This window comes from Phycicoccus jejuensis (genome assembly GCF_044797865.1).
Lineage (GTDB): Bacteria > Actinomycetota > Actinomycetes > Actinomycetales > Dermatophilaceae > Phycicoccus > Phycicoccus jejuensis.
The window spans coordinates 1,461,867-1,476,157 of record NZ_CP085209.1 but is presented as its reverse complement, the minus strand read 5'-3'; the positions used below and the strand labels follow the sequence as shown (position 1 = coordinate 1,476,157).

Genomic DNA, 14,291 nt, shown 5'->3' with positions numbered 1-14,291 from the left:
CCGCCACGGTAGGCCGGGCAGCGGGCGGGCGCGCGCCGTGCGCCCGCAGGACGGACGACCAGCCGGGACGACCGGCCGTTCGGTCAGCCCGCCACCCGAACGGGTGCCCCGACGGTGGCGGAACGGCCGCGGCGCGGCGCCTTGACGGCGGCGTCGGCGAGCAGCTCGGCCTGGCTCGGACGACGGTCCGGCTCCCCCGCCGCCGGCCACGCGGACATCGCGAGCTCGGCCTGCGCGGTGATGGTCAGGGACGGGTTGACCCCGAGGTTCGCCGAGACCGCCGAGCCGTCGAGCACCGAGACGCCGGGGTGGCCCCAGACGCGCTGGTGCCGGTCGAGGACCCCGGTCTCCGGCGACGCGCCGATGGGGACGCCGCCGAGGAAGTGCGCGGTCATCGGGACGTCGAGGACCTCGGGCCACGAGCCGCCGGCCACCGTGTACTCCCCTGTCGCGGAGGCGATCCGGCCGGCCAGCGCCTCCATCGCCCGGTGCCCCTGCGGGATGTAGGTGGGGTTCGGCTCGCCGTGCCCCTGCTGCGAGGTGAGGACCCGGCGCCCGAGCCGCCGGCGCAGCGAGACACGGATCGAGTTGTCGCGGCTCTGCATGACGAGGCCGACGACCATCCGCTCGCTCCACCGCCGCGCCGCCGGCTGCATCCGAAGGAGCGGGCGCGGGTCGCGCGCGACCATCCGCACGAACTCACGCCAGCGCGGGCGGCCCGTGCCGCCGGGGACGGCGAGGGTCGCGAGGAGGCCCATCGCGTTGGAGCCGACGCCGTAGCGGCAGTTCTCGACGTGCGTGTCGGCGTCGACGTGGAAGCTCGTCGTGATGGCGACGCCGCGGGTCAGGTCGACGTCGCGGGGCGCGTGCTGCGTCATCGCGCCGACGAGCGCCTCGGAGTTGGTGCGCGTCAGGTGGCCGAGTCGCGGTGAGAGGGAGGGCAGCTCGCCCTCGTCGCGCATGGCGTGCAGCAGCGTCTGCGTGCCCCACGTCCCCGCGGCGACGACGACGCGCCGGGCCGTGACGACCTGCCGGTCGCGGCCGCCCCGCGGGCCGGTGCGCTCGTGGAGGACGCGGTAGAGCGGCTCGCCGTCGCCGGTGTCGGAGCCCGGCACCGGCCCGAGGCGCGTGACGGTGCGCATCGGCCGGATCTCGACCCCGAGCCGCTCGGCGAGCGCGAGGTAGTTCTTCACCAACGTGTTCTTCGCGCCGACCCGGCAGCCGACCATGCAGTTGCCGCACTCGGTGCAGCCGGTGCGCCGCGGGCCCGCGCCGTCGAAGAAGGGGTCGTCGACCGTCTCGCCCGGTCGCCCGAAGTAGACGCCGACCGGGGTGTGCCGGAACGTGTCCGCGACGCCCAGGTCCTCGGCGGCGCCGCGCATCGCCCGCTCGACCGGGCCGTCGCAGCGGTTGGTGACGACGCCGAGCATCCGGCTCGCGGTGTCGTAGTGCGGCGCGAGCTCGGCCTCCCAGTCGGCGAGGTCGCGCCACTGCGGGTCGCGGTAGAACGCCGACGGCGGGCGGTAGAGGGTGTTCGCGTAGTTGAGCGACCCGCCGCCGACCCCGGCCCCGGCGAGGACGACGACGTCGGGCAGCCGGTGGATGCGCTGGACGCCGTAGCAGCCCAGGCGCGGCGCCCAGAGGAAGCGGCGCAGGTCCCAGGAGGTGCGGGCGAAGTCCTCGTCCTCGAAGCGCCGGCCGGCCTCGAGCACGAGCACCCGGTACCCCTTTTCGGCGGCCCGCAGCGCGGCGACCGAGCCGCCGAACCCCGACCCGATGACGACGACGTCGACGTCCGGCTCCGCGCCCGGCTCCGCACCCTCGGACGTGCTCACGGCAGCCTCGCCGCGCGCATCGCCCGGAGCGCCCCGGTCAGGGCGGAGGCGTAGCGGGCGCCGCGCAGCCCCGGGAGGTCCGCGACGTTGACGAGCCCCTGGACGGTGACGTTCTGCGCCTCCGTGTACTTGAGGATGCCCTCGCGCCCGTGCCGGCGGCCGAGCCCGGAGGCCTTCATCCCGCCCATCGGCGAGCCGATGCTCCCCCACGCCGCGGCGTAGCCCTCGTTGACGTTGACCGTGCCGGCCTGGATGCGCGCGGCGAGCGCGCGGCCGCGGCGCACGTCACGCGTCCAGACCGAGGCGTTGAGGCCGTACTCGGTGTCGTTGGCCAGGGCGACGGCGGCGTCGTCGTCGGCGACCCGGTAGAGCGAGACGACCGGCCCGAAGGTCTCCTCGTCGCGGCAGGCCATCGCGGAGGTCACGCCGGCGAGGACCGTGGGCTCGACGACGTACGGCCCGATCTCGGGGCGCGCCCGGCCGCCGGCGAGCACCGTGGCGCCCTTGGCGACGGCGTCGTCGACGTGCCCGAGCACGCGCTCGAGCTGCGCCGGCCCGACGAGGCTGCCCATGTCGGCGTCCCAGTCGAGGGCGGTCGAGAGCCGCAGGCCCGCGACGGCCTCGAGGAAGCGGCCGACGAACTCGTCGGCGACGGCCTCGTGGACGAGGAGCCGCTCGGCGCTGACGCACAGCTGGCCGGCGGAGGCGAAGCAGGCGCGCAGCACGCCGGGCACGGCGCGGCGCAGGTCGGCGTCGTCGGCGACGTAGACGGCGTTCTTGCCGCCGAGCTCGAGGCTCGCGCCCACGAGGCGGCGCCCGGCCGCGGCGGCGACCTCGCGGCCGGTGGCCGTCGAGCCGGTGAAGCAGACGTAGTCGGCCTGGGCCACGACGGCGCGGCCGGTCTCGCCGGGGCCGAGGACGACCTGGACGAGGTCGTCGGGGAAGCCGGCCTCGACCATGAGGGCGACGGCGGCGAGCGCCGTGAGCGTGCCCTGCGGGTCGGGCCGCAGGACGACGGCGTTGCCGGCGAGCAGCGCCGGCAGGGCATCGGTCACCGCGAGGCTCAGCGGGTAGTTCCACGGCGAGACGATGCCGACGACGCCCTTGGCCCGGTGGTGCTCCGTACTCCGGGTCAGCAGCGGGAAGACGCCGAGGTGACGCTGCGGTGCGAGGTGACCGGGGCCGCGGCGCGCGTAGTGCCGGCAGACGATCGCGACGTCGGCGACCTCCTCGAAGGCGTGGCTGCGCGCCTTGCCGGACTCGAGCTGCACGAGGTCGAGCAGCTCGGTGCGCCGCTCGAGCACGAGGTCGTGCAGGGCGAGGAGCAGCCGGGAGCGCTGCGCGAGCGGCACGCCGGCCCAGCGGCGCTGCGCGGCGCGTGCCCGGGCCACCGCGACGGTGACGTCGGCGGCGGTCGAGGTCGGCAGCGTCGCGAGCGGCGCGCCGGTCATCGGGGTGTGCGTCGTCAGCGGCTCCGCCGAGGCGACGACGCGCGCGCTGAGGGCGCGCACCCGCGCCGGGTCGACCGCGTAGGTGGCGCGGGGGTCGGTCTCCGGGTCCACGATGACGTCGGGCATTACCGCAGGGTAACCACCGGCCGCGCCGCCGTCACCTGCTCCGGCGAAGCACCCGGTCAGCGGGCTGTGCGGCGACTGCGAGGGTGCTCCACCCGAGAAGCATGCGCCTTCCCGGGGAACGGTTCCCGGGTGCAGCGCGGCCGTATCGGGTCACCCGATACGCGCGTGGCGCGTGGGGCGGACCGGGGCGTGGGGCGTCGCCGGCGGGCCGGCGTCAGCTGCGCTGGTACGGCGCGACGACGACCTCGACGCGCTGGAACTCCTTGAGCTCGAGGTAGCCCGACGTCGCCATCGCCCGACGCAGTGCCCCGACGAGGTTGGTCGTGCCGTCCGCGACGCGGCTCGGGCCGAAGAGGACCTCCTCGAGCGGCGCGACGGCACCGACGTGCACGCGGTGGCCGCGCGGCAGCTCGGGGTGGTGTGCCTCGGCGCCCCAGTGGAAGCCACGGCCGGGGGCGTCGGTGGCGCGCGCAAGCGCCGCTCCGAGCATCACGGCGTCGGCGCCGCAGGCGACGGCCTTGACGATGTCGCCGCTCGTGCCGACCCCGCCGTCGGCGATGACGTGCACGTAGCGGCCGCCGGACTCGTCGAGGTAGTCGCGGCGGGCGGCCGCGACGTCGGCGATCGCGGAGGCCATCGGGGCGTGGATGCCGAGCGTCACGCGGGTCGTGTGCGCCGCGCCGCCGCCGAAGCCGACGAGGACGCCGGCCGCGCCGGTGCGCATGAGGTGCAGCGCCGCGGAGTACGAGGCCGCGCCGCCGACGATGACCGGCACGTCGAGCTCGTAGATGAAGCGCTTGAGGTTGAGCGGCTCGGCCCGGCCGGAGACGTGCTCGGCCGAGACCGTCGTGCCGCGGATGACGAAGAGGTCGACCCCGGCGTCGACGACGGTCTTCCACAGCTGCTGCGTGCGCTGCGGGGTCAGGGCGCCGGCGACGGTGACGCCCGCGGCGCGGATCTCGCGCAGCCGCTCGGTGACGAGCTCGGGCTGGATCTCGGCGCGGTAGATCTCCTGCATCCGCTGCGTCGCGAGCGCCGGGTCGAGGGTCGCGATCTCGGCCAGCAGCGGCGCCGGGTCCTCGTAGCGGGTCCACAGGCCCTCGAGGTCGAGCACCGGCAGGCCGCCGTGCTGACCGAACGCGATGGCCGACTCGGGCGACATCACCGAGTCCATCGGCGCCGCGATGACCGGCAGGTCGAAGTGGTACGCGTCGATCTGCCAGCCGGTGGACACCTCCTGGGGGTCGCGCGTGCGCCGCGAGGGCACGATGGCGATGTCGTCGAAGGAGTACGCCCGGCGACCGCGCTTGCCACGGCCGATCTCGATCTCGGTCACCCGCGCAGCCTACCGACGTCCGCATCGGCCGTTCGGCCCGCTCCCCCGTGGCCGGGAAGACCGGGGCACCGGAAATGGTTACCCGCCTGTCGGTGGGCTGCGTCACACTGGTCCACGGCACCGTCGCCACCCGCCCGTGCGGGTCCGGCGACCTCTCGCCGCCCGGCGCGGCCACCCGCCTCTCGACCCGACATGGAGCCCACGTGTCAACAGCAGCACCCGCCCCCGCGGCGCCCCCGGAGTACCCCGAGAAGATCGACGCCGCGGTCCTCAAGATCGCGGGCGTCGTCGTCCTCGGGGCGATCATGTCCATCCTCGACATCACCGTCGTCAACGTCGCGCTGCGCACGCTGCAGCAGGACTTCGCGGTCGACGGCGTGCCGCTCGACTACTCCACCGTCGCGTGGACCGTCACCGGCTACACCCTCGCGCTCGCCACGGTCATCCCCCTCTCGGGATGGGCCGCCGACCGCTTCGGCACCAAGCGCCTCTACATGGCGGCCGTCGCGCTGTTCACCGCCGGCTCGGTCCTGTGCGCCGCCGCGACGAGCATCGAGATGCTCGTCGCCTTCCGTGTGCTCCAGGGCCTCGGCGGCGGCATGCTCATGCCGCTCGGCATGACGATCATGACCCGCGCCGCCGGCCCGAAGCGGATGGGCCGGCTCATGGCCGTCCTCGGCATCCCGATGCTGCTCGGCCCGATCTTCGGCCCGATCCTCGGCGGCTGGCTGATCGACCACTTCAGCTGGCACTGGATCTTCCTCATCAACCTGCCGATCGGCCTGCTCGCCCTCGGGTACGCCTTCTTCGCGCTCCCGGCCGACCGCCCGCACCCGTCCGAGTCCCTCGACTGGCGCGGCGTGCTCATGATGTCGCCCGGCCTCGCGCTCTTCCTCTACGGCGTGTCCTCGATCCCGGAGCAGGGCGGCGTCGGTCACGCCAAGGTCATCGTCCCCGGCCTCGTCGGTGTCGTCCTCATCGTCGCCTTCGTGCTCTACAGCTTCCGGCCGCAGCACCCGCTGCTCGACCTGCGGCTGTTCCGCAACCGCAACCTCACGGTCGCCATCATCACGATGTTCATCTTCGCGGCGGCGTTCTTCGGCGGGCTGCTCCTCATCCCCCAGTTCCTCCAGCAGGTGCAGGGCGAGACGCCGCTCTCGGCGGGCTGGATCCTCGCCCCGCAGGGTCTCGGCGCGATGCTGACGATGCCCGTCGCCGGCGCCCTCGTCGACCGCTTCCCGGTCGGCCGGATCGTGCCGTTCGGGCTGCTGCTCATCACCGGCGGCATGTTCGCGCTGACCCAGATCGAGGCCGACTCCTCGCACTGGGGCTTCATCATCCCGATCCTCTTCGTCATGGGCCTCGGGATGGGCGGCACGATGATGCCGATCATGACCTCGGCGCTCAAGACGCTCAACCACCACGAGGTCGCCCGCGGCACGACGCTGCTCAACATCACGCAGCAGGTCGCCAGCTCGATCGGCGTCGCGATCTTCTCGGTCATCCTCACCAACGCCTTCAAGGACCGGCCGCTCGTCGGCCAGGGCGGGCTCTACCTCGAGACCCTCCAGACCAAGGGTCCGGAGGCGGCGCAGGGCGTCCTCGCGCAGGTCCCGCTCGTCGGGCAGTTCCTCCAGCAGCAGGCCGGCGACCCGCAGGCCGCCGTCGCGGCCCTCGGGGCGCGGGTGGCGGAGGTCGCGGCCGACGCGTACGCGCACACCTTCTGGTTCGCCGCCGGCTTCGTCACCCTGACGCTCGTCTCGGCCGCGTTCCTGCCGCGCAAGCACGAGGAGTCGCACCTCCTCGAGGGCGCCGACGCCGACGAGGTGGCGCCCCCGGTCGTCATCCACTGACGCACCCCGCCCCACCCGTGCCGATGCCGGCCCCGCAGCCCGCGGGGCCGGCATCGGCCATGCTGGGGGCGTGCGACCCGGGACCCACAACGCGATCACCGACGTCGAGGGCGTCCTCGTCGGCCACGCCACCCGCGACGAGCCGGGCTGGCTGACCGGTGTCAGCGTCGTCGTGCCGCCTCCGGGGACGGTCGGCGGCGTCGACGTGCGCGGCGGCGGGCCCGGCACGCGCGAGACGGACCTCCTCGACCCCGCGAACGCCGTGGACGCAGTCGACGCCGTCGTCCTGGCCGGCGGCAGCGCCTTCGGGCTGGCCGCCGCCGACGGGGTGGCCGACGCCGTCTGGGCGGCGGGACGCGGGTGGCCGGTCGGTCCCGGTCCCGACGAGCGGGTGCCGATCGTCCCGTCGGCCATCGTCTTCGACCTCGGGCGGGCCGGGGTCTGGCGGCACCACCCGGGGCCGGCCGACGGTGCGACCGCCCACGCCGCCGCGGCGTCGGGTCCGGTGGTCCAGGGGTCGGTCGGGGCGGGCACCGGGGCCCGGGCCGGTGGCCTGCGCGGCGGGGTCGGGACGGCGTCCGCGGTGCTGGAGTCGGGGGTGACGGTCGGGGCGCTCGTCGTCGTCAACGCCGTCGGGTCGCCGCTGGCCGCCGACGGGTCGCTGCTCGGGGCGGCGTGGGCGCTCGGCGACGAGCTCGGCCCGGTGCCGCCGCCGTCACCCGCGGCGCTGGAGCGTCACCTCGCCGCCCGGCGCGCCGAGGTCGAGGCCGTCCGTGCCGGCCGAGCCGAGGCGCCGCGTCCCGGGCGCGCCACGACGCTCGCGGTCGTCGCCACGGATGCCGGCCTCGGCAAGGCCGGGTGCCGCCGCCTCGCCACCGTCGCGCACGACGGGATGGCCCGCGCGCTCTCCCCCGTCCACACGGCCTTCGACGGCGACACCGTCTTCACGCTGGCGACCGGCGGGCGCCCCGCCCCGGACCCGTTCGACCTCGTCGAGCTCCACGACGCCGCCGCGGGCTGCGTGACCCGGGCGATCGTGCACGCCCTGCTCGCCGCCGACTCCGTCGACCGCTCCGCGGACGGCGGCATGGCCGCCCTCTCCTGGCGCGACGCCCTCACCACCCCCTGACCCCCCGTGCAGCAACTGACGAATGTGTCGATTCCTGCACACCCGCTCACCGGTAGAGCGTGCAGAACCTGACGAAAGCGTCGAATCCTGCACGCTCCGGACCCACCGACCGTGCACCGATCGACACATTCGTCGATCGGTGCCCGCCTGTCGGCGGACGGCGGGATGGCCGCCCTCTCCTGGCGCGACGCCCTCACCAGCGCCTGACCCCGGCCGGGCGGGCGTCGTCAGCGCAGGCGGGTCGCGAGGATCGCGGCGAGCCGGTTCATCTGCTCGACGTGCGCCGCATCGCCGTCGGTCTGCACGACGGCCGGCCCCTGCCCCACGGTGATGATCGCGACGGCGTACCCGTCGACGATGCCCATCTGCCGGGTCTCCGACGACGGCGTGAGCCAGCCGCCCTTGAACGCCGACGCCCCGATCGTCCCGAGGCCCCAGCGGTGCTGCGGGATCGGGCGCATCTGCTCGAGGAGGAACGCGCTGGCCTCGGGGCTGACGACCCGGCCCGCCGCGAGCGCCGCCATGAAGCGCACCTGCTCGCGCGGGCTCCACGACATCGCGCCCTGGCTGCGGTCGGGCGCGACCGTGCTCGTGTCCCCGATCGAGCGCAGGACGGCGGTGATGGCCCCGCCGGGGCTGCCCGGGATGCGCTCGCGCACGGCGACGACGGCGTCGCCGTCGCTCGCGGTGAGCGCGGCCCGGATCCAGCCGCGCTCGGTCGACGGGATGCGCGACGGGTCGCCGTCGACGACGGTGTCGAGGTAGGCCGCGACGACGAGCACCTTCGACGTCGACCACGCCTTCGTCGAGCCCACTGATCCCTCCGAGCGCACGGCCGAGGGGTCCGACAGCGGCGCCAAGACGACCTGGTTGCGGGTGTCGCCGACGAGGCTCGCCGACCCCGCCTTCCCCGACGTCCCGGAGGTGTCGGCGGCGGACGACGACCCCGTGGGCGTGGCCGGCGTCGGCCGCGGGACGGCGCTCACGAGGCCGCCCTCGACCGCCGCCGGTGACGGGGTCGGTGCTCGCTCGGGCAGCGCCGGCGCCGACCGGGTTGCCGCGCGCGATGGCTCGGCCGAGCCGTCCGCGCTGCCGCAGCCGCCGGCCAGCGCCGCGACGAGCAGCGGCAGGAGGACGAGGACACGGCGCATCCGCCGCACCCTACGTCGTCCGGGTGCACGGCACGAGCCGGGCGCCGCTCAGCCCTTCGAGCTGTAGTTCGGCGCCTCGACGATGCCGGTCACGTCGTGCGGGTGCGACTCGCGCAGACCCGCCGTCGTGATGCGGATGAAGCGGCCGCGCTCCTTGAGCTCGGGGGTGGTGCGGGCGCCGACGTAGAACATCGACTGGTGCAGACCCCCGACGAGCTGGTGGACGACCGCGCCGACCGGCCCGCGGTAGGCGACCTGGCCCTCGATCCCCTCCGGGACGATCTTGTCGTCGGAGGTGACGTCGGCCTGGAAGTAGCGGTCCTTGGAGTAGGACTTCTTGCCGCGCGAGGACATCGCGCCGAGCGAACCCATCCCGCGGTAGGCCTTGAACTGCTTGCCGTTGATGAAGACGAGCTCGCCCGGGCTCTCTTCGCAACCGGCCAGCAGCGAGCCGACCATGACGGTGTCGGCGCCCGCGACGAGGGCCTTGGCGATGTCGCCGGAGTACTGGAGGCCGCCGTCGCCGATGAGCGGGACGCCGGCGGGGCGGCACGCGAGGGACGCCTCGTAGATCGCGGTGACCTGCGGGACCCCGACCCCGGCGACGACGCGCGTCGTGCAGATGGAGCCCGGCCCGACCCCGACCTTGACGGCGTCCACGCCCGCGTCGACGAGGGCCTGCGCCCCGGCGCGCGTGGCGACGTTGCCGCCGATGACCTGGACGTGCCGCAGCGCCGGGTCCTTCTTGACCCGCTCGATCATCTCGAGGAGGAGCCGGGCGTGGCCGTGCGCGGTGTCGACGACGAGCACGTCGACCCCCGCCTCGACGAGCGTCGTCGCCCGCTCCCAGGCCTCACCGAAGTAGCCGACCGCCGCACCGACGAGCAGGCGCCCGTCGGCGTCCTTGCTCGCGTTCGGGAACTGCTCGGACTTGACGAAGTCCTTGACGGTGATGAGCCCGCGCAGGCGCCCCTCGGTGTCGATGATCGGCAGGCGCTCGCGCTTGTGCTGGCGCAGCAGGCTCGTCGCCTCCTCGTGGCTGATGCCGACGTGGCCGGCGATGAGCGGCATCGGCGTCATGACGTCGCGCACGAGGGTGTCGGCCCACTCGGCGACCGGCGTGAAGCGCAGGTCGCGGTTGGTGACGATGCCGAGCAGGTGCTCGCCCGGGTCGACGACCGGCAACCCGGAGACGCGGTAGCGGCCGCAGATCTCGTCGAGCTCCTCGAGGGTGGCGTCCGGCCCGATCGTCACGGGGTTGGAGATCATCCCGGTCTGGGTCCGCTTGACGAGGTCGACCTGGTAGGCCTGGTCCTCGATCGAGAGGTTGCGGTGGAGGATGCCGAGGCCGCCGTTGCGGGCCATGGCGATGGCCATCCGGGCCTCGGTGACGGTGTCCATCGCGGCGGACACGAGCGGGACGCGCAGCGAGATGCCGCGGGTCAGGCGCGAGGTGGTGTCGACCTCGCTCGGGATGACGTCGGTCTCGCCGGGCTGCAGCAGGACGTCGTCGTAGGTGAGGCCGAGGGCCGCGAACGGGCCGGCCGGCGCGGGCTCCGCCGAGGCCGCGGTGACGGCCGGGGCGTCGGGCGCCGCAGGGGTGGTGGTGTCGCGCGTCTCGTCGAGTCCGAGGCTCATCACCCGATTCTACGTCCCCCGCCACCCTGCCCCGGACGGGCCGCCGTCCGCCCCGAGCGACCTCGAGACGGACGCTCCGGTGGCGGACCTGAGGCATCCACGCAACCCTTGACCAAAGCCTTACCCGACGCTTGCCCTGCCATCGACAAACCGCCCATACGGTGAAACCCGTGCCGCCCGAGGGGGTCGGCACACGATCATCGTGGAGGTGGCGCATGGCCGAGATCACCCGGCTCCCGGGCCCTGTCGCGGACCTGTGGGACTGGCAGCTCGAGGGCTCCTGTCGTCGGGTCGGTCCCGAGGTGTTCTTCCACCCGGAGGGCGAGCGCGGCTCCAAGCGCTCCCGCCGCGCCACCGCGGCGAAGGAGATCTGCCTGGCCTGCCCCGTCATCCAGCAGTGCCGCGAGCACGCCCTGGCCGTCCGCGAGCCCTACGGGGTCTGGGGCGGTCTCACCGAGGACGAGCGCGAGAGCGTCTACGCCCGCCAGCGTCATTTGGCGTCCTGACCGACGCCACCCGATACCCGGCTCCCGCCCCACGCGGGAGTCCGGTCGGCCCTCCGGGGGGTCGGCCGAGGCAGCGGTGGACCGTGGGGGCGAGAGCCCACGGTCCGCCGCTCCTCACCAGCGCGGAACCGTTCGTGGGGGCGAGAGCCCACGGCCGGCGACCGCGACCGTGGGACCGTGCCCGGACGGCACTCGTGCTCGCCGTCCGGGCACGGCCACGCGTAGCCTGAGCCGGTGCCCGACGACGCCCTCGAGGTCCCCATCCGTGACGAGTCCATCCGGCTCGGCCAGCTGCTCAAGCTGAGCGGCCTCGTCGACGACGGCGCGACCGCCCGCGAGGTCGTCGAGCGAGGGCTCGTCTACGTCAACGGCGAGGTCGACACCCGGCGCGGCCGCCAGGTGCGGGTCGGCGACGTCGTCACCCTCGACGGCGGCGGGAGCCTGCGCGTCACCTCCGCCTGACCCCGTCTTCCCCACTGATTGCCCATCCACCACCTCCGAGGGGCCCGGATCGGGGTCCTGAGGTGGCGGATGGGCAAGAAGTCGCGGCTCAGGCGGGGACGCGCGCCTCCGAGACGTCGGTGCTCGCCGGCAGCGCCAGCGTCGCCAGCCCGGCTGCGAGAACGGCCGTGAGCGAGACGGCGCCCGCGAAGAGCACGAGGTCGAAGGCCGGCAGGCCGCTGCGCTCCTCGGACAGGGCGAGGACGAAGATGCGCGCGAAGAGCGCACCGACGAGGGTCGTCACGACGACGGCCGGGACCACCGGCAGGACCGCCTCGATGACCACCGCCCGGGCGATGACCCGTCGCGGCACCCCCGCCGCGACGGCGGTGGCCAGGCTGCGGCGGCGCTCGACGATGCCTTCGACCTCGGCCACGAGCAGGCCGAGGGCGCTGGCGGCGGTCGCCAGCCCGAGGGCGACGATGAGGAGCAGGTAGGTCTGCGCGAAGAAGCCCCCGGTGTCGCCCTGACGTGCGCTCATCGCCAGGGCATCCGCCCGCAGGACGAGCACGGCCCCTCCGACGAGGCACCCGAGCAGCAGGGTGAGCCGGGAGGCGCCCCGCCGCTGCCGGGCCTCCATCCGGCGGCCGGCCAGCAGGAGGTCCGCTCGCCCGGCCCCGACGGCCAGGCGGGCTCCGGCGACCACGGCGAGCTCACCCGCGAGCCCGGCGGCGCCGAGGGCGAGCAGCACCACGGCGACGAGGAGCACCAGCGGCCAGACGACGCTCGGCAGGGCGACCGAGGCGCCCAGGAGGTAGATGAGGATCCCGCCGAGGACGAGTCCGGATGCGGCGATCGCACCGGACCGCGTGAGGCGGCGGCGCACCGAGCGCTCGCGCTGGCCCTCGTCCTGCCGGCGCGCGGCGCCCACGGAGGCCGAGAGGGTCACGAGCAGCGGCAGGAGGACGAGACCGGGGAGGGCGACCCACCAGGTCGGCACCCGGTCGGTCGGCAGGAGCAGCGCGTCGGGCGACCACTCGGTGCCGACCGGGACGGCGCTGATGCCCCGGTACATCGAGACGGGGCCGCCGACGACTCCGACGACGACCGCGAGGAGGGCGTAGAGCGGCAGCCCGAGCAGGACGCCCCCGACCGAGGCGAGGCCGCTCTCGATCGCGGCGACCCGCCGCAGCTCGCGCCGGGTCGCGCCGAGCCGGGCGAGGTCCTCGAACCGGCGCTCGCGGGCCGGAGCCCCGATGCGGGAGCACTGCGCGGCGAAGGCGAGGAAGGGCAGGCAGAGCAGGGCCAGCGCCAGCACGGTGCCACCCCGGAGCCCGTCCTCCGTCCACAGCTGGACGTTGGAGTAGGCCGTCCCGCTCGCCGGGTCCCACGGTGTGACGACGGCGCCGGCCAGGAGCACGAACACCGCCGCGACCGCCGTCGAGGCGACGGTGAGCACGATGCGCAGCCGGTCCGACCGGCCGCCGCGGAAGGCCAGCCAGGTGGCCCCCGCCCAGGTCATCGTCCCTCCCCCGCCCCGACGACGAGCCCGTCGCGCAGCCGCACCTCGCGGTCGCAGTACGCGGCGACCGTCGCGTCGTGGGTGACGACGACGAGCGTCGCCCCGCGCTCGCGCACCGCCCCGAGCAGCGTCGCCATGACCCGCTCACCGCCGACGCTGTCGAGCGAGCCGGTCGGCTCGTCGGCGAGCACGACGTCGGGGGCCGTCACCAGCGCCCGCGCGATGGCGACCCGCTGCGACTGACCGCCCGACATGTCGATGGGCCGCCGGTCGGCGACGTCGTCGACCCGCAGCTCGGCGAGCACGGCCCGGGCGGCCTCGAGGGCGTCACGCCGCGCTCGGCCGAGCAGAAGCAGCGGCAGCGCCACGTTCTCGACCGCCGTGAGGTCGGGCACGAGCTGGCCGTACTGGAAGACGATGCCGAAGCGGGTGCGGCGCAGGCGGGCCCGCTCGGCCTCCGCGAGGTGCGACAGCGTGGTGCCGTCGAGGGCGACGTTGCCCTCGGTCGGCACGAGCACCCCGCCGAGGGCGAGGAGCAGCGTCGACTTGCCCGAGCCCGACGCGCCGGTCACGGCGACCCGCTCCCCCGCGGCGACGTCGAGGTCGACGCCCGCCAGGGCCCGGGTGCGCCCCTGGTGCACGACGAGGCCGCGCGCGGCGAGCCGGGGCACCGCCGGGCCGGCTGCCTCGACGTCGGTGGTGGCGTGGGGCTGCGGGGTCATCGGATCTCCTCGGTGAGGTCGACGACGCGCTCGGCGGCGGCCTCGAGCCACCTCACGTCCGCGTCGAGATGGGCGATGGCATGGTCGGTGGCGAGGCGCTCACCGAGGGTGAGCGCCGGGTCGGTCTTGGTGCGGGTCAGCTCGCGCATCCGGTCGACGACGGCCACCCGCTGGCGGTCGAGGAAGGCCCGGGCGGCGTCCGGGCCGAGGGCGAGCATGGCGACGGTCGCCCGGGTCGCCAGCGGGTGCGAGAGCAGCGCGTCCGGCGGCTCGGTCGAGCCGGCCCAGCGCTCGAGCTCGGCGCGGCCCGCCGCGGTGAGCGCGTAGACCCGGCGGTCCGGGCCCCCGTCGCGCTCGACCGCGGCGAGCTCGACCCATCCCTTGGCGGCGGCCCGCTCGAGCGCGGTGTAGACCTGCCCCGGCGCGATGGGACGCGCCGACGGGAACGCGGCGTCGTGCGCCCGCTTGAGGTCGTAGCCGTGCTGCTGCCCCCTCGACAGCAGCCCCAGCAGGACGTGTCCCGTCGTCATGGCGACCACTATTCACTGTGTGACTAGTAGCGGCAAGGCGAGTTGCGAGAA

At 75.0% G+C, this 14,291-nt stretch carries 12 protein-coding genes; 4 read left to right on the top strand and 8 right to left on the bottom strand.

Going from position 1 to position 14,291, the window contains the following annotated elements; genetic code table 11:
- Positions 1-83: 83 nt before the first annotated feature.
- The 3 genes from LG324_RS06970 to LG324_RS06960 all read right to left on the bottom strand — a co-directional run bounded on the left by LG324_RS06970 (position 84) and on the right by LG324_RS06960 (position 4,748).
- Complete coding sequence (locus LG324_RS06970) at positions 84-1,835, bottom strand: GMC oxidoreductase (RefSeq protein ID WP_404352679.1); 1,752 nt, start codon at positions 1,833-1,835, stop codon at positions 84-86.
- Entirely contained in the window at positions 1,832-3,412 is a 1,581-nt protein-coding gene (locus LG324_RS06965) for a succinic semialdehyde dehydrogenase (RefSeq protein ID WP_404352678.1), read from the bottom strand. The genes LG324_RS06970 and LG324_RS06965 overlap by 4 nt, the downstream gene beginning before the upstream one ends.
- 214 nt (positions 3,413-3,626) lie before the next feature.
- Positions 3,627-4,748 (bottom strand): GuaB3 family IMP dehydrogenase-related protein, encoded by a 1,122-nt coding sequence (locus tag LG324_RS06960; RefSeq protein WP_030528810.1) that lies wholly within the window; start codon positions 4,746-4,748, stop codon positions 3,627-3,629.
- A gap of 74 nt (positions 4,749-4,822) precedes the next feature.
- Here LG324_RS06960 and LG324_RS06955 point away from each other — a divergent pair, with 74 nt between their 5' ends.
- Together LG324_RS06955 and LG324_RS06950 are read left to right on the top strand one after the other, a co-directional pair.
- Positions 4,823-6,601 (top strand): DHA2 family efflux MFS transporter permease subunit, encoded by a 1,779-nt coding sequence (locus tag LG324_RS06955; protein ID WP_404352676.1) that lies wholly within the window; start codon positions 4,823-4,825, stop codon positions 6,599-6,601.
- A 70-nt stretch (positions 6,602-6,671) separates the two neighbouring features.
- Entirely contained in the window at positions 6,672-7,730 is a 1,059-nt protein-coding gene (locus LG324_RS06950) for a P1 family peptidase (RefSeq protein ID WP_404352675.1), read from the top strand.
- Between the two features lie 227 nt (positions 7,731-7,957).
- Here the strand turns inward: LG324_RS06950 and LG324_RS06945 are convergent, their stop codons facing one another.
- Positions 7,958-8,881 (bottom strand): serine hydrolase, encoded by a 924-nt coding sequence (locus tag LG324_RS06945; protein ID WP_404352674.1) that lies wholly within the window; start codon positions 8,879-8,881, stop codon positions 7,958-7,960.
- 48 nt (positions 8,882-8,929) lie between these two features.
- Positions 8,930-10,519, bottom strand: coding sequence for an IMP dehydrogenase (gene guaB, locus LG324_RS06940; RefSeq protein ID WP_404352673.1), 1,590 nt, complete (start codon positions 10,517-10,519; stop codon positions 8,930-8,932).
- Positions 10,520-10,734: 215 nt separating this feature from the next.
- On the opposite strand from guaB, the gene LG324_RS06935 reads away from it, so the two are divergent.
- Entirely contained in the window at positions 10,735-11,025 is a 291-nt protein-coding gene (locus LG324_RS06935) for a WhiB family transcriptional regulator (RefSeq protein WP_030528815.1), read from the top strand.
- A gap of 234 nt (positions 11,026-11,259) precedes the next feature.
- Positions 11,260-11,487, top strand: a complete 228-nt coding sequence (locus LG324_RS06930; RefSeq protein WP_404352672.1) for an RNA-binding S4 domain-containing protein — start codon at positions 11,260-11,262, stop codon at positions 11,485-11,487.
- An 88-nt stretch (positions 11,488-11,575) separates the two neighbouring features.
- On the opposite strand, the gene LG324_RS06925 is transcribed toward LG324_RS06930, so the two are convergent.
- Genes LG324_RS06925 through LG324_RS06915 form a run of 3 tightly spaced genes read right to left on the bottom strand, consistent with a single transcriptional unit; the run spans position 11,576 to position 14,240 of the window.
- A complete protein-coding gene (locus tag LG324_RS06925; RefSeq protein WP_404352671.1) occupies positions 11,576-12,988 on the bottom strand; it encodes an FtsX-like permease family protein in 1,413 nt (470 codons plus the stop codon).
- Positions 12,985-13,710, bottom strand: a complete 726-nt coding sequence (locus LG324_RS06920; protein WP_404352670.1) for an ABC transporter ATP-binding protein — start codon at positions 13,708-13,710, stop codon at positions 12,985-12,987. The genes LG324_RS06925 and LG324_RS06920 overlap by 4 nt, the downstream gene beginning before the upstream one ends.
- A complete protein-coding gene (locus LG324_RS06915; protein ID WP_404352668.1) occupies positions 13,707-14,240 on the bottom strand; it encodes a PadR family transcriptional regulator in 534 nt (177 codons plus the stop codon). Before LG324_RS06915 ends, LG324_RS06920 begins: the two co-directional genes overlap by 4 nt.
- Positions 14,241-14,291: the final 51 nt, after the last annotated feature.

Coding starts and splice junctions, on each gene's coding strand:
- LG324_RS06935 (WP_030528815.1), top strand. CDS start 10,735: ATGGCCGAGATCACCCGGCTCCCGGGCCCTGTCGCGGACCTGTGGGAC.
- LG324_RS06945 (WP_404352674.1), bottom strand. CDS start 8,881: ATGCGCCGTGTCCTCGTCCTCCTGCCGCTGCTCGTCGCGGCGCTGGCC.
- LG324_RS06955 (WP_404352676.1), top strand. CDS start 4,823: ATGGTTACCCGCCTGTCGGTGGGCTGCGTCACACTGGTCCACGGCACC.
- guaB (WP_404352673.1), bottom strand. CDS start 10,519: ATGAGCCTCGGACTCGACGAGACGCGCGACACCACCACCCCTGCGGCG.
- LG324_RS06965 (WP_404352678.1), bottom strand. CDS start 3,412: ATGCCCGACGTCATCGTGGACCCGGAGACCGACCCCCGCGCCACCTAC.
- LG324_RS06925 (WP_404352671.1), bottom strand. CDS start 12,988: ATGACCTGGGCGGGGGCCACCTGGCTGGCCTTCCGCGGCGGCCGGTCG.
- LG324_RS06920 (WP_404352670.1), bottom strand. CDS start 13,710: ATGACCCCGCAGCCCCACGCCACCACCGACGTCGAGGCAGCCGGCCCG.
- LG324_RS06915 (WP_404352668.1), bottom strand. CDS start 14,240: ATGACGACGGGACACGTCCTGCTGGGGCTGCTGTCGAGGGGGCAGCAG.